The organism is Mycobacterium sp. D16Q16 (assembly GCF_002013745.1).
In the GTDB taxonomy this organism is placed as follows: domain Bacteria; phylum Actinomycetota; class Actinomycetes; order Mycobacteriales; family Mycobacteriaceae; genus Mycobacterium.
On record NZ_MAEY01000005.1, the window covers coordinates 128,003 to 141,645 of the forward strand.

Annotated in this window: 13 protein-coding genes and 2 pseudogenes; 4 read left to right on the forward strand and 11 right to left on the reverse strand. The window is 64.0% G+C overall.

Going from position 1 to position 13,643, the window contains the following annotated elements; all coding sequences use genetic code 11:
- Positions 1–176 precede the first annotated feature (176 nt).
- Positions 177–1,070, forward strand: a complete 894-nt coding sequence (locus tag B4394_RS08000; protein ID WP_078312145.1) for an amidohydrolase family protein — start codon at positions 177–179, stop codon at positions 1,068–1,070.
- Here B4394_RS08000 and B4394_RS08005 read toward each other — a convergent pair.
- Genes B4394_RS08005 through B4394_RS08035 form a run of 7 tightly spaced genes read right to left on the reverse strand, consistent with a single transcriptional unit; the run spans position 1,067 to position 7,545 of the window.
- Positions 1,067–2,701, reverse strand: coding sequence for an AMP-binding protein (locus B4394_RS08005; RefSeq protein WP_078314759.1), 1,635 nt, complete (start codon positions 2,699–2,701; stop codon positions 1,067–1,069). The two genes, B4394_RS08000 and B4394_RS08005, sit on opposite strands and share 4 nt — an antisense overlap.
- A gap of 23 nt (positions 2,702–2,724) precedes the next feature.
- Entirely contained in the window at positions 2,725–3,030 is a 306-nt protein-coding gene (locus B4394_RS08010; RefSeq protein ID WP_078314680.1) for an acyl carrier protein, read from the reverse strand.
- Entirely contained in the window at positions 3,027–3,713 is a 687-nt protein-coding gene (locus B4394_RS08015; RefSeq protein ID WP_078312143.1) for an ABC transporter ATP-binding protein, read from the reverse strand. Before B4394_RS08015 ends, B4394_RS08010 begins: the two co-directional genes overlap by 4 nt.
- A 5-nt stretch (positions 3,714–3,718) precedes the next feature.
- Positions 3,719–4,825, reverse strand: a complete 1,107-nt coding sequence (locus tag B4394_RS08020) for an ABC transporter permease (RefSeq protein WP_078314681.1) — start codon at positions 4,823–4,825, stop codon at positions 3,719–3,721.
- Positions 4,822–6,012 carry a cysteine desulfurase family protein gene (locus tag B4394_RS08025; RefSeq protein ID WP_078314682.1) on the reverse strand — a complete coding sequence of 397 codons (1,191 nt, stop codon included), beginning with the start codon at positions 6,010–6,012 and terminating at the stop codon, positions 4,822–4,824. The genes B4394_RS08020 and B4394_RS08025 overlap by 4 nt, the downstream gene beginning before the upstream one ends.
- The gene (locus tag B4394_RS08030) at positions 5,987–6,388 is read right to left on the reverse strand and encodes an iron-sulfur cluster assembly scaffold protein (protein WP_078314683.1); all 402 of its coding nucleotides are present in this window, start codon (positions 6,386–6,388) and stop codon (positions 5,987–5,989) included. Before B4394_RS08030 ends, B4394_RS08025 begins: the two co-directional genes overlap by 26 nt.
- The gene (locus B4394_RS08035; RefSeq protein WP_078314684.1) at positions 6,388–7,545 is read right to left on the reverse strand and encodes a LuxE/PaaK family acyltransferase; all 1,158 of its coding nucleotides are present in this window, start codon (positions 7,543–7,545) and stop codon (positions 6,388–6,390) included. Before B4394_RS08035 ends, B4394_RS08030 begins: the two co-directional genes overlap by 1 nt.
- Positions 7,546–7,655: 110 nt before the next feature.
- Between B4394_RS08035 and B4394_RS08040 the strand changes: the two genes are divergently transcribed.
- On the forward strand, positions 7,656–9,221 hold the full coding sequence (locus tag B4394_RS08040) for an acyl-CoA carboxylase subunit beta (RefSeq protein WP_078312138.1): 1,566 nt from the start codon (positions 7,656–7,658) through the stop codon (positions 9,219–9,221).
- Positions 9,222–9,367: 146 nt separating this feature from the next.
- On the opposite strand, the gene B4394_RS08045 is transcribed toward B4394_RS08040, so the two are convergent.
- A complete protein-coding gene (locus B4394_RS08045) occupies positions 9,368–10,051 on the reverse strand; it encodes a hypothetical protein (protein ID WP_078314760.1) in 684 nt (227 codons plus the stop codon).
- 84 nt (positions 10,052–10,135) lie between these two features.
- Between B4394_RS08045 and B4394_RS08050 the strand changes: the two genes are divergently transcribed.
- Positions 10,136–10,555: a PPOX class F420-dependent oxidoreductase gene (locus tag B4394_RS08050; RefSeq protein ID WP_078314685.1), complete on the forward strand. Its 420-nt coding sequence runs from the start codon at positions 10,136–10,138 to the stop codon at positions 10,553–10,555.
- A gap of 31 nt (positions 10,556–10,586) precedes the next feature.
- On the forward strand, positions 10,587–11,381 hold the full coding sequence (locus B4394_RS08055) for an alpha/beta fold hydrolase (protein ID WP_078312136.1): 795 nt from the start codon (positions 10,587–10,589) through the stop codon (positions 11,379–11,381).
- On the opposite strand, the gene B4394_RS08060 is transcribed toward B4394_RS08055, so the two are convergent.
- From B4394_RS08060 to B4394_RS08070, 3 genes and pseudogenes are all read right to left on the reverse strand, one after another.
- Positions 11,382–12,158 (reverse strand): glucose 1-dehydrogenase, encoded by a 777-nt coding sequence (locus B4394_RS08060; RefSeq protein WP_078312135.1) that lies wholly within the window; start codon positions 12,156–12,158, stop codon positions 11,382–11,384.
- Positions 12,159–12,414: 256 nt separating this feature from the next.
- A pseudogene (locus B4394_RS08065) lies at positions 12,415–12,850 on the reverse strand (hypothetical protein); the annotation flags it as partial.
- Positions 12,851–13,223: 373 nt separating this feature from the next.
- Positions 13,224–13,621, reverse strand: a pseudogene (locus B4394_RS08070) (nitronate monooxygenase); the annotation flags it as partial.
- Positions 13,622–13,643 lie beyond the last annotated feature (22 nt).

The following is a 13,643-nucleotide window of genomic DNA, read 5'->3' on the forward strand; positions in this document are numbered from 1 at the left end:
CCTATCGATACCCTCACCGGGTATCCGTTCCAATCGCGACTATACCCCCATGGGGTATCCAGCCCCAGCGGGGTGCCCGGGTTTACGAACCGCCCATCGCGGAGCGGCGGGCAGGCTGTCGCACGCTTGAGCCAGCGCCCGCAACCCGTCAGAAGCGGATTGATATAGATAGGTCTATGCCCGCGTCAGACTTCGACCCCGCGCCCGTCAGACAGCTCTGGCAGGAGCTGGACATCCCAGGGATCGTGGATGTGCACACCCACTTCATGCCCAAATCCGTCATGGACAAGGTGTGGGCCTACTTCGACTCGGCCGGGCCGCTCATCGGGCGACCCTGGCCGATCACCTACCGCGCCGAGGAGTCCCAGCGCGTACAGACACTGCGTGACTTCGGAGTGCTCCGCTTCACCTCATTGATCTATGCGCACAAACCGCAGATGGCTGCGTGGCTGAATCAGTGGGCGACCCAGTTCGCGGCTCAAATCCCCGACTGCATCCAGACCGCCACCTTCTTTCCTGAGGCCGATGCGCTCGACTATGTGCGCGAGGCGATCGAGGCTGGGGCCCGCATCTTCAAGGTCCACATTCAGGTGGGCGCGTTCTCCCCCATTGATCCGTTACTCCTCCCGGTGTGGGGCCTTCTTCAGGACACCGGAGTTCCGGTGGTGATCCATTGCGGCTCGGGCCCGGCGCCGGGCGAATTCACCGGGCCCGAGCCAATCCGGGCGCTACTGAGGCAGTTCCCGCGACTACGCCTGATCATCGCGCACATGGGCATGCCCGAGTACTCCGACTTCCTCGACATCTCTGCGCGGTACGACGAGGTACGCCTCGACACCACCATGGCCTTCACCACGTTCTCCAACGAGAAAGCGCCGTTTCCGGAATCCGAGTACCCACGGCTTCTGGATCTAGGACACAAGATCTTCTTCGGGAGCGACTTCCCGAACATCCCCTACGGATATGCGGAGGCCATCACCGCGCTGCGGAACCTGCCTGGTGTCGACGACGGCTGGATGCGCGATGTCCTCTACCGCAATGGCACAAAGCTATTCGATGTCGACGGCTAGGTGAACGCGCCGGCCCGGTACGCCTCACGCACCGTGAGCCGCTGACGTTTTCCGCTGGTGGTCCGGGGAATTGTTCGCGCCTGCACCAGCACCACCTCGTCGAGAGAGAACCCGAAGGCGGCGCGTACACCGCTGGCGATGCGCGCGCGAAGTTCCTCGTACTGCTCGGCCGCCACCCGGGTTCCGACGACCGCGATCACCGACTCGCGGGCGCGCCGTTCGTCACGCAGGGAGAAGACGACAGAAACACCACCGGCACCGGACATGCCGTCGATCTCCCGCTCGATGTCGTAGGGCGGGAAATTGCGACCGCGCACGATGAGCATCTCCTTGTGACGGCCCACCACGAACAGTTCACCATCGGAGAGGAAACCCCGGTCGCCGGTGTCATGCCATCCGCCCGCAGGCGTGGCGACCCCGCCGTCTGTGGTCAAGTAGCCCGACATCACCGACGGCCCGCTCACCTGGATATCGCCCACCGCACCGTCGGGCGATAGCTCGCCGTCGGGGGCGACGATCCGAAGTTCCAAGCCGTCAACCACCTGTCCGCAGGACACGACAGGCTGGTCGTCGTCAGGGCTGCGACCGACCCGCACCCTGCCGAAGGACGATGCATCAGGCGCACAGGGCTGCAGCGCAACAGTTGTCGCGAGCACCGTTTCAGCCATGCCGTAGCACGGCACCAACACATCTGTGCGCAAGCCCAGCGGCGCAAGCTGCTCGGTGACCTCCCGCAGCACCGAGAATGGAAGTGGCTCGGCGCCGACGTAAGCGTGGCGCAACGAGGACAAGTCCACGCCCGCCGGTGCACCGCCGCGCGAGATCGCCTCCGATACCGCCCGATACGCGAAGGGCGGGCCCGCTGTGTGGGTCGACCCATGCTGAGACATGTGCCGCAGCCAAGACATCGGATCCCGCAGAAATCCCATTGGGGCCAGCACTCCGACCCGCAGACCGTAGAGCAGTGCCGCCAGCACCTGAATGAACCCCATGTCGTGGTAGAACGGCAGCCAGCTGAACACCCGATCCCGTCCCCGCAACGCCCTTGTGCCATAAGCAATTGCGCTGGCATTGTGCACCACATTGCCATGCGTCAACAGCACCGCTTTAGGAGCCGACGTGGACCCCGAGGTCAGCTGGATATGGTGGATATCGCCGGGGCGGGGCCGCGAACACCGCTGCAAGTCAATCAGATCGGCATCCACCAGCTCGCCATACGTCACGACTACCGGGTGCACGACCGCCACCGCCACTCGCGGCTGTGCGATGACCATGACCGGATTCAGCACCGCGAGCGCCGCACCCAGGTGCGCCACACCCGCGGATTCCGGCCGCGACGGAGTCGCCGGGGGCGCGATCGCGCACGGTACCGCGCCCAGCAGCAGCACTGCCAGCAGCGTCGTCAGGTACTCCTCGTCGCTCGCCGCGATCATTGCCACCCGATCGCCACGATGAAGGCCGCGTGCGGCCAGCGCGGCGGCACGAATCCGCGTGGTCCGAACCAGGTTTACCGCCGGAAGGGTGTACAGATGGTTACGCGAGTCGTAGAAGTCGATCTGCTCCAGCTCCGAGTGCAGCAGCATGGCGTAGTCGACCGCGCCGGATGCCATGGCCGGAGCGTTCGCCTTCACATGCTGACGAATCGCGAGATGACTCATGCCTGTTCGCGACGTTTCGCCTTATCGCTAAGACGCTGACGAATGAACACTCCGATATCGCCCACCACCGTAAACGCGAATGCTTCCTCTTCCGGAATGAAGACCGTGAACCTGTCCTCCAGCTCGTTCATCAACGCCATCAGCACCACGGAGTCAACGGGCAGAGCGAGCAGCGGGGAATCGGCGTCAACTGCATCGAGGTCGACATGTGTGAGATCTTCCGGGGAAAGCAGCCGGGTCAAGGCATCTCGAAGCGCGCCGATGATTTCCGTATCATCGGGTAGTACAACGGTTTCGATCATTGTTCCTCTTTCTCCAGCAGCACGCCGTCCTCAAGATGCAGCACGCGATCCGCGATTCCTGTGAGACGCAGATCGTGCGTCACGATCACCACCGCTGCCCCCTGAGTCCTCGCGGCATCCGCGAGTTGCTCCGCCACCTTCTTGCCGGTGGCCGAATCCAGGTTCGCGGTCGGCTCGTCGGCGAGTACCAGACCGGGGCGCGCAACCAGAGCCCTGGCCGCCGCCACACGTTGTTTCTCGCCTCCCGAAAGCGCCGGCGGCCGGTGATCAGTGCGATGGGCCAACCCGAGCTCTCCGAGCAATTCCCGGGCGCGTGACATGGCCGCATCCTTACCTACCCCGGCATAGCGCAGCGGCAGCGCCACATTCTCCGCACTCGTCAGTGCATTGAGCAGGTTGTACTCCTGGAATAGGAAACCCAAGCGTTTCAATCGGATTCGCGCTCGTTCCCGCTCGCCGAGTTCACCAACGTCCTGGCCGTCAATCCGGACACGCCCGGATTCCGGGGTCAGCAACATCCCCATGACGAGAAGCGCGGTGGTCTTACCCCCGCCCGAGGGGCCGACAACGAGCACCACCTCGTGGGGTCTGACCGTCAGGTCCAGGCCCCGCAGAGCCCGCACCGCCGCGTCGCCGCTGCCGTACTGGTGCTCCACATTCTCGAGTTGCAACACAGGATTCATCGAACTCACCTCCGAAAGGCCTGGGCAGGGTCGATCCGTGTCACCCGCCGGACAGGAATCAGTGATCCGATGATCGCCATGACAGCGGTCGCCGCAGCCATGGCGACGAGCATGGCGGGAGTGACTTCCACCGTGACGTCTCCCAGCCGATCCTTCACCAGGAATTGCACCCCGTAGGTGACACCCGCCCCCAATAGGTATCCGAGTCCGGCGATCAGGATGGCCTGGGCAATCACGGTGCGGCACAACTGCGCGGGACGAACCCCCAACGCGCGCAGCACTCCAAAATCACTCATCTGCTCGGTGGTCACCGCGAGAACGGTCAACCCCACGAGCGCGACACCAACCAGCGCGGCGATCCCGATCATCGTCTTCAACGGTCGCCCGATCATCGAAATGACAATCGCCCGGCTGTTCTCGGCAAAAGTCGCCGAGGTGAGCGCGTCCATCCCAGGGGCCGCCTTCCGGACCGAGTCCGCGACCTGGTCGGCAGTGAATCCTTCAGCAGGATGAATCAGGAAGTAGGACACGCGATTTCCTGCACGCAATAGGTGCGCGGCGTCCGGCAGGGAGATGAACGCGTAGAAGTTTCCCACGGCGGCGGTTTGGTTGGACAAACCCACTACGGTGAAATCACCGTCCACGAGCTGCACCGTGTCACCGACATGGATCTTGTTCTTCTTGGCAAGCACTCGATCGAGCACCACCTCGCCCGACCCACTCACGTTGCGGCCCTCCGATAACGACCACGGGCCTCCCACACCGGTGGCCGTGTCGTATCCAACGACGAAATACGCGGTGTGCCCACCGTTGTGCACGAAATCGGATGGCAGGCCGAGGATCGGTTCTGCCGACTGCACGCCGGGGACCTTGAGCAACCGGTCCTTGCCGTCGCCGGGCAGCCACGACACCGCACGGAACATCTGGGAAACGCCGGGCTGAACCACCCACACCGCGCCTTTGGAGTGGTCGATGTAGGTGGTCACCTGATTCGTGGTGCCCACAAAAATGCCGGACATCACCAGCACCAGAATCACCGCGACGGCGACCCCGATCACCGAGAGGACGAATCGGGCACGCTCGGCGACAAGGTTCTTGACGGCGACGATCATCGGATGATCCCGCCCGCCATCGCGCGCAGCCTGTGCACAGCCCGGGTGGTGACCGCTATGACCCTCTCGACGTCATCCGGTGACACGTCCGGACCCATCGAGAATCGCACCGTGGCCCGCGCTTGATCCTCGGTCAGCCGCATCGCTTGCAGCACATGAGAAACCGAGTCCTCCCCGGCATGGCACGCCGATCCGGTGGACACGTAGATGCCGTGCATGTCGAGATCGTCTGCGAGGGTGTCCGCACGAATGCCGTCGAAGCGCACGCTGACGGTCTCCTCCAGCACCGGGTCGGTCGCGTTAAGATGTACACCGCCCACAGAGCGAAGCCCGGCAATCAGCTGCTCCCGACGGTCCCGCATTCCCAGCCGGTACCCCATCGACGCCGTGCGCAGACACACGTCGGCCGCGGCGGCCATGCCGAGTGCGCCGGGCACGTTCTCCGTGCCCGCACGCAACCGGTTCTCCTGCGGTCCGCCACGCATGACCGGCAACAGTCGGTGCCCACCCCGCACCAGTAGCGCGCCCATACCGCGAGGGCCGCCGAACTTGTGCGCCGACACCGAGATCATCGTGGCACCAAGGCTTGTCAGATCCAGCTTGCCCGCAGTGTGCACGGCGTCCACATGGAACGCTACGCCCGATCGCGTGGCGATATCGGCGATCGCCCGGACAGGCTGGATCGCGCCGGTCTCGTTGTTCGCATGCATCACCGAGACCAGCACGGTATCGCGGCGCAGCGCCCGACCCACAGTCGTGGCATCGACATGTCCCGTCGGTGCGGGATCCACGAAGGTCACCGCCACGCCCAGGTCCTGCAGCGCATGAGCATTCGCCAGGACTGCCGGGTGCTCAATGGACGAGGTCACGAGGTGGCCCCGAAATCCCACGGCGGCAAAGGTTCCCCACAACGCCAGGGTGTTCGCCTCACTTCCGCCGGAAGTCAGCACCACCTCCTCGGCGTCGGCTCCGAACAGCGCAGCAATGGTCAGCCGGGCGACGGCGAGGGCATCGGAGGCGTCACGTCCAGCGCTGTGGCGGCTCGATGGGTTGCCGACCAGGCTATGTCCGCCCAGTATCGCCTGTGCGGCCCGCGGATGCAGGGGTGCGGTGGCGGCATAGTCCAAGTAAATGTCGGACGGCGCCGACTGCGCCGGCGGGCTAAGTTCCAGGGATGGTGCTGACATCTTCGTCAATTCCGTTGCGGTAGTTGTCGGCTAGGCGCTGGGCGACATCGGCGCCGAGGGCGGCGACGTGCTGCTGTTCCGGCGAGAGGCCCCCCGACCACTCAGCGACCTGCGTCGTTTGGATCGCCGCGATCGCCTCCACTGACATACCGGTGAGCCGCTCGGTCAGGATGGACGCGACCGCCAGGGAGGCCGAGCATCCGTATGCCTCGAATCCGACCCGACTCACGACCTCGTCCTGGATCTGCGCGGTCAACAGGATCTGGTCCCCACACACCGGGTTACCGATAAAGGCGGTCACATCGACCTGCGCCAGGCGGCCCGAATTGCGCGGGTTGGTGAAGTGGTCGACCACCGTAGCACTGAATCGGGGCACTAGGCGCCCGCCCCTTGAGAGGCCCCAGCAGAAGTCAGCTCGCACTCGGCGACGACTTCCCTTGAGTCGATATACTTTTCGATACTCACGGCGCAGCAGCCTAGTTCGGCACCTTGACGCCGCCGCCGGAACTTCACGGTCTGGCCGGTACGGCCGCAGGGGCAATCGCTCTCGTCCACCTCGCCGATGTCGTCGGAGAGCAGGAAACCGGGGTACGCGGTGTTCAGCGCGTCAAGGATCGCTATCCCGCCGGTCTTACCGGGTTCAAGCTCGACGGCCGCATCGGTGACGTCCCGGATCGAGATGTAGCACCACGGCGGCACATGCTTGCGCTGATGCTCGCACTCAATGGCGAGCATGTTGGACTCGATCATGCCGTACATGTCACGGATGCGGGTGCGGTCAACGCCCAGCACACGCTGTGCCTTCTCGTTGAAGTCGTCTCGGCTTATCGAGTTTCCGGTGTACTGCTTCCAGCCGCCGAGCATGATGATCAACGAATCGGGGTCGAGGGTGAGCGGAATATCCTCGAGCTCCAGGTATTTCAGGAACCGGGCGATGATGAAGGGCGGACCGATCAGGTGCCGCGTCATCCGCCCCTCCCAGCTCCGCAGCAGTGCCAGCGCCTCCTCGGGATCGAAGGAGTATTCGCGCACGACGTAGCGGTGATCGTCGAGCATGCCGGTCAGCAGGTTGAAGATCTTGACCATGCCCATCTCGGGCACCTCGGCGGTAGACGGGCACAGGAATAGCCCCGCCCCCTGGGAAATACCGAAGAAGTCCCGGTATCCGCCGAAGATTCCGACCGACGCCCGGGTCACCGTCGTCGCATCGCGCCGCGCTACCGACGGCACGCCGCTGGTGCCGGTAGACCTGATCTCAATCTCGACATCCTCAAGCCCACAGGTCATGAGGACATGCGCGCCAGCCTGTTTGAACATGCTGACCGGAAGCAGAGGGATGCGCTGCAGGTCAGCCCAGCCGTGAATGTCACTCGGGGTGAGGCCGACAGCTTCGCACTGGGCGCGATAGAACCCGTTGCGGTCGAAGTGCAACGCGAAAGCCTGACGCACCACGTCGGTGAGCGACCCCCGCCAGTCGTCCCGCGTCGCCCGGAGGGCTTCCCCCGGCATCCCGAGCATGGTGACCAAATCCACTGCGCATCTCCTTTGACTGCCTAGCCCACACAGGGCATCGGTGGAGTGGTCGAATCATCGTGAGGAAAAGTTCCCGCAGAGTTTCCGGGCTTTATGGAAGAGTCCGGACCATGGCTGATGAACCATTGCGCGCGGACCACGCGGAGCTACTGAGAAGACGTGCGCTTACCGAGGACGCCGCCCGCCCCGATGCGGTTGCCCGCCGCCATGCCACCGGCAGTCGCACCGCACGCGAAAACATCGCCGATCTGGTGGATGCGGGGTCATTCGTGGAATACGGGCGATTCGCCATCGCCGCGCAGCGTGGACGACGCGACATCGCCGACTTGATCGCCCGCACACCCGCCGATGGCCTCGTTGCCGGGACGGCGCGCGTCAACGGCGACATGTTCGGCGCCGACCGCAGCGCGTGCGCCGTGCTGTCCTACGACTACACCGTGCTGGCCGGAACGCAGGGCGCACTCGGCCACCATAAGAAGGACAGACTGTTCGATCTCATCGAACGCATGAAGCTGCCGACGGTGTTCTTCGCCGAGGGCGGCGGCGGACGCCCCGGTGACACCGACTACCCCGTGGTCTCCATGCTCGATGTCCGCGCGTTCAAGTTGTGGGCCGCGCTATCGGGGGTGGTGCCACGGATCTCGGTAGTCAAGGGACGGTGCTTCGCGGGCAACGCCGTCATCGCGGGTTGCTCGGACCTGATCGTGGCGACCAAGGACACATCCATCGGCATGGGTGGCCCGGCCATGATCGCCGGCGGAGGGCTCGGCGAGGTGCATCCGGATGAGGTCGGGCCGTTGTCGGTGCAGTCCCCCAATGGTGTGGTCGATGTGGTCGTCGACGACGAGCAGCAGGCCGTCGCCGTCACCAAACGGCTCATTGGGTACTTCCAGGGAGCAATAGAACCCGGACCAGCAGCGGACCAAACTGTCTTGCGGACAATGATTCCCGAGCGCGCGCGGAGAGCCTATCCGGTGGCGCCCATCATCGAGACGCTGGCCGACGCGGGCTCGGCGACGTTCCTGCGAGAGAAGTTCGCGCCCGAGATGGTGACGGCACTCGCGCGCATCGAGGGCCGTGCCGTGGGCATTCTCGCCAACAATTCAATGGCGATGGCGGGAGCGATCACGGCCGCCGCATCGGATAAGGCCGCGCGGTTCCTGCAGCTATGCGATGCCTTCGGCTTGCCGGTGCTCTCGCTGGTCGACTGCCCGGGGTACATGGTGGGTCCCGCTGCGGAGGCCGATGCGCTGGTCCGGCGTGCATCGCGGATGCTCGTCGCCGGGGCAGCACTACGCGTACCGCTTGTCTCGGTCATCCTGCGCCGCGGGTATGGCCTTGGCGCACAAGCGATGACTGGCGGCAGCCTGCACGAACCACTGCTAACGGTCGCCTGGCCGGGCGCGCATCTGGGGCCCATGGGCCTTGAGGGCGCCGTACGTCTGGGGCTGCGCAAAGAGTTGGAGGCGATTCCCGACGAGGCCACCCGAGAAGAAGCCGTGCGTCAGGGCACGGCTGCGGCACAAGAGAATGCCAAGGCGCTCAACGCCGCTCAGATCTTTGAGATCGACGATGTGATCGACCCTGCCGAGACGCGCTCTCTCATCGCCTCGACATTCGCTGCCGCCATGCGAGAGCCGTTGCCGCCGCGCAGATCTGTCGTTGATACGTGGTAGTGCCTCAGCGGGCGCTCGGAATCCAGTCGCCGTGGAATCCACTCGGTACACGATGGAAGTCTGATGGTCGCGACGTCCGCCAGGGTCTGGACATCCAGAATGGTTAGCGCGCCGCGACCAGGCGACCTGTCACAGATCTGAACCCGTTACCGCGCCGACTCCACGAACTCACGCTTTCCGTATCGGAGGGTGGCGTCCTGCCAACGGCCACCGGCGGCCCCGACCAGGCGTCGCGCGGTGTCCACATCCTTGATATCCGCGATCAGGATCAACCACCCGTCCTCGGTCACCGACCCGCCGGCCAACGCTTCGCGCGCGGCCCCATCGGCGGCCAGCGCGTCGTGGAACCGCACCCGATCGATGCCCGGAGCCTCCACAGCCACGGCATTGATCCCCGCATCCCCCGCCGGCAGATACTCGAAGGTGAGCACCGATTCCTGACCGAACTGCCGACCCACCTGCTCACCGATGCGTCGCAGATCATCGCGATCCACGCAGGCAAGTTCGAAGGCCCGTGACCGCTCGTAGGTCATGCGCTTGCTGTCCTGCGACCAATACACACCATCGACCGATGTCGACCGCACAGGCAGCACCAGGTTCTGGACGGTCATCGCACTCACTTGCAGCGAGAAGTCATCGAGTGGGTCACGCAGACGCCCATCGGCGGGGTCAGTGATGATCGCGGTGTTGTTGGTCGCGAACAGCTCTGCCTGGGGGCGGCCCGGATCGCCCGCAACGCACGACTGTGGATCGGCCTGGGCGTATCCCGCGGGCGGGATGACCGCGACGAGGGCCAGCACCGCAATTCCGATCGCGAGTACGCGAGTCACCCGATGCATTATTCCGGCACGCCGCCTCCTGACGGAAGTGCGAATTTGACCTCAAGCGCGGTTGAGATTCTAGGTTGTGGGCTCATGACCTCGATCCTCGATCCATCCGTCCGCCAGTTTCTCGATTCGGCTCCCGCACTGGTGGGGCAGCTGGGATACCTAGGAACCGACGGACGCCCGCTCGTTCTACCCATCTGGTACCGGCTCGCCGCCGATCACCTGCAGTTCGTCACACGTGTGGACACTCTGAAAGTCAGGGCGTTGCAACGGGACCCGCGTGCCGTAATCACCGTGGCAACACCAAACGAGCCCTACGTGTATGTCCAGATCCAAGGTGAAGCCAAGCTGGAACCGGACGAGGCCGAGGTTCGCACCACCCTGATCGACATCACCGCCCGATACCTGGGAGCCGAGCGCGCCGCGCCCTACGTCAACGAGCATCACAGCGCACCCGGAGAGGCGATCGTGCGGGTACATCCCGTCCGTGTCCACGCTGCTCTCTGATACCTGCCTCTGACTACCCAGGAGACTCCCGATGTACACCATCACCATCAACGGTGCGCAGCTCACCTTCGACGATCAGGGCCTGGACGACGGGCCCGCAATCCTGCTACTCACCGGATGGGGGCACGACCACCGCGCGTATGACGAGCTGTTGCCCTACCTCGTCGCCCGCCACCGCGTCATTCGCATGGACTGGCGCGGTCACGGCATCGACCGCACTGCCGTTGCCGACTTTGGTCTTGCGGAACAGATTTCAGATGTCACCGGGCTGCTCGACGCCCTCAGCGTGCAGTCGATCGTCCCCGTGGCTCATGCCCACGCCGGATGGACGGCGCTGGAGATCGCCGAACTTCTCGGCGCAGCGCGGGTGCCGAGCGTCGTCATCGTGGACCTCATCATGTCAGAGGCCCCCACCGAATTCCTCAACGGCATAAGAGCATTCCGCGATCCGCTGCGCTGGCAATCCAGCCGCCTCGAGTTCCTCCGCGCCTGGCTGGCCGGTAGCGACAACGAGGCCGTCAACCGGCATATCCGTTCCGAGATGGGCGGATTCGGGTTCGACGTGTGGGCACGGGCCGGACGAGTCATCGAGGATGCGTACAGCACGTGGGGCTCACCCATGTCGCGCATGGAGAAGCTCACCGAACCGCGGCGCGTTCACCACATCTTCTGCAGGCCAGAACGCACCGCCTACGACGATCTCCACGACGAGTTCCAGTCGCGCAATCCCTGGTTCAGCTACGCACGGCTGCGCGGTACGACCCATTTCCCTCAGCTGGAGTTGCCCGCGCAGGTCGCACAGGAGATCACGAACCTGCTCTCGTAACTACTGACCCGTCATTGTTTTCACGGTGGGGCCGGCCGTCCAGCCGCCGTCCACGGCGAGCTCGGCCCCGGTGACGTAACTCGCGGCATCCGACAGTAGATAGGTGACCGCGCCGGCCACTTCCTCGGGAGTCCCCACCCGGCCCATGGCGGTGATGGGCATATTGCCTTCCCCCCGCTGAAAACCGGCCTGAGCAGTCATGGGCGTGTACACAACGCCAGGGTGCACGGAGTTGACCCGAATTCGATCGAGTCCCAGTTCGACGGCTGCGACCTTGGACAGACCCCGCACGCCCCATTTAGACGCGCCATAGCCGGAGGTGAGGGCCAGACCGACGAGGCCGGCGGCGGACGAGATGTTCACGATCGAACCACCGCCGCATGCGCGCATCGGCGGGATAACGGCCTGCATGCCGATGAAGACGCCCACGAGGTTCACGTCGATCACCTTGCGGAAGTGTTCAAGCGGCTCGTCGGCCACCAACGAGGCACTGGATATCCCGGCGTTGTTCACCAAGCCGGTAACCGAACCGAACTCCGCGAGTGTGGTCTCGACCAGGGCCCGCCACTGGTCGGCATCGGTCACGTCCAGGTGGGCGAATCGCGCGGAGTCACCGAGCTCGGCGGCAAGCTGCCGGCCATTGTCATCGAGCACATCGGCGATGACTACTCTGCCGCCGTGCGACACGATGCGATGCGCGAAGGCCGCGCCGAGCCCGCGGGCACCACCCGTAACGATGATGTTCTTTCCTTGTAGCAGAGCAGAATTGCCATTCATGATTTCAGGCAACCACAACCCTACGAGCGGATGCGGAGCTTCTCCCACCCAACGGGAGGAGTGAGCGATAACACCGGTACACACCAATTGTGAGGTGGCACCAAAGGATTCGAAATCCTTTAGATCTCGACGGACTCCGCATCTGCGGGAGCACCATCGGCGGGTACGGGCTCGGGATTCGGCGCTAACACCGATGCGGGGATCACCTCGGGACCCTCCGCATGCGCGGGCACATCCAACGGCGCAGCCCCAGCCTCGTCCGCGTTGTCCATTGGTAGATACATATGACGCTTGAACTGTGACTGGTAGGCGCCGCCTCCACCAATCCTGACGCCGCCTCCCTCGCCACTGGAGACAGCGGTGCCATCGGGCAGCGTGACAGCGGTGTGACCGCCATTCCAGCCAATCACCAGTGCACCGGGAGCGGTGCCGTACTTGAAACCACGTGCGAGGAGCGCGCGCTCCTGGTTCCCGGTGTTGAACCGAGAACCGAACGCGGGGCGATCGGTGGCGACGTTGGACACCCAGGAGGCCAGGCCGGAGCAGTCGGTGCCCCGTGCGGAGTCTCCGCCCGAGATATATGGCGTACCCGAGACCTGATGGATAAACGCCAGCAAAGCAGCGAGATCAGACATGAGACCGGACGCTAACAACGAGCTTGACGGCCTACCAAAATATGTGGCTTGCGTCATATTTGCTGATGATTATGGCGGGAATTACTCTCCGCCAACGCCTTACTGATTACGGTAGTGCACCCATAACCGTACGTCCACTCCAATAAACCTGCAGGACATAGTTGGTTTGTCGAATGCGCGCGGACGTTGATTCGTAATTTGCTGCGCCCTACCCACATTGGTCACTTTTCCTATACATCCGCGCATCTCTTGTATTAACGCAGGAAAATTTCTGTTACCCATCCCACCTTTTTCGCGATGTGCGTCCCACTCTGTGGGATGGCTTGCGCGCTACTTCATTCGGCGCCGCACACCCCTTCGATAGGGCTCAAACTAGACGTCACGCCCACTTTTCCGGCGATCAGGCGGCTAGCGCCGGAAATCCGACAACTCACCCATGATTGTCGGCCACCGAACCGCCCCTCGCTTCTCTGAATCCGCTTCCCGCCCAGACATTTGTGGCCGTCGGATCGCCCGCGCGCACCGCCGCCGCCCGAACAGGGCTTGTCAGATCATGCACCTCGGTATACCCCAGTGGGGCGTGCGCTTCATGCTCGTCGATGAACCTGTTGCGTAACCCTCGTGCATAGCGTCCCGAGAATGATTTAGTCACAACGGTTTCAGAGAAGTCTGGATTCTTCAACGCAGCGCGATGGACCGGGCTACTACCCGCCTCGTCGGCCAAAGAAATGCCGTACCTAGTTGTGCAGCAACAGCTCCCGCTGCAATCACAGCGTTGACAGCCTCGGCGGTGGCCAATCCTCCCGCCATCGGTGCCACAATCACCGGCCGAGACAGCTCTCGGACGTTG

What these genes read in the sequence shown, in the direction of transcription:
- B4394_RS08000 (WP_078312145.1), top strand. Translation starts at nt 177, where the DNA reads ATGCCCGCGTCAGACTTCGACCCCGCGCCCGTCAGACAGCTCTGGCAG.
- B4394_RS08010 (WP_078314680.1), bottom strand. Translation starts at nt 3,030, where the DNA reads ATGATCGAAACCGTTGTACTACCCGATGATACGGAAATCATCGGCGCG.
- B4394_RS08015 (WP_078312143.1), bottom strand. Translation starts at nt 3,713, where the DNA reads ATGAATCCTGTGTTGCAACTCGAGAATGTGGAGCACCAGTACGGCAGC.
- B4394_RS08020 (WP_078314681.1), bottom strand. Translation starts at nt 4,825, where the DNA reads ATGATCGTCGCCGTCAAGAACCTTGTCGCCGAGCGTGCCCGATTCGTC.
- B4394_RS08025 (WP_078314682.1), bottom strand. Translation starts at nt 6,012, where the DNA reads ATGTCAGCACCATCCCTGGAACTTAGCCCGCCGGCGCAGTCGGCGCCG.
- B4394_RS08040 (WP_078312138.1), top strand. Translation starts at nt 7,656, where the DNA reads ATGGCTGATGAACCATTGCGCGCGGACCACGCGGAGCTACTGAGAAGA.
- B4394_RS08050 (WP_078314685.1), top strand. Translation starts at nt 10,136, where the DNA reads ATGACCTCGATCCTCGATCCATCCGTCCGCCAGTTTCTCGATTCGGCT.
- B4394_RS08055 (WP_078312136.1), top strand. Translation starts at nt 10,587, where the DNA reads ATGTACACCATCACCATCAACGGTGCGCAGCTCACCTTCGACGATCAG.
- B4394_RS08060 (WP_078312135.1), bottom strand. Translation starts at nt 12,158, where the DNA reads ATGAATGGCAATTCTGCTCTGCTACAAGGAAAGAACATCATCGTTACG.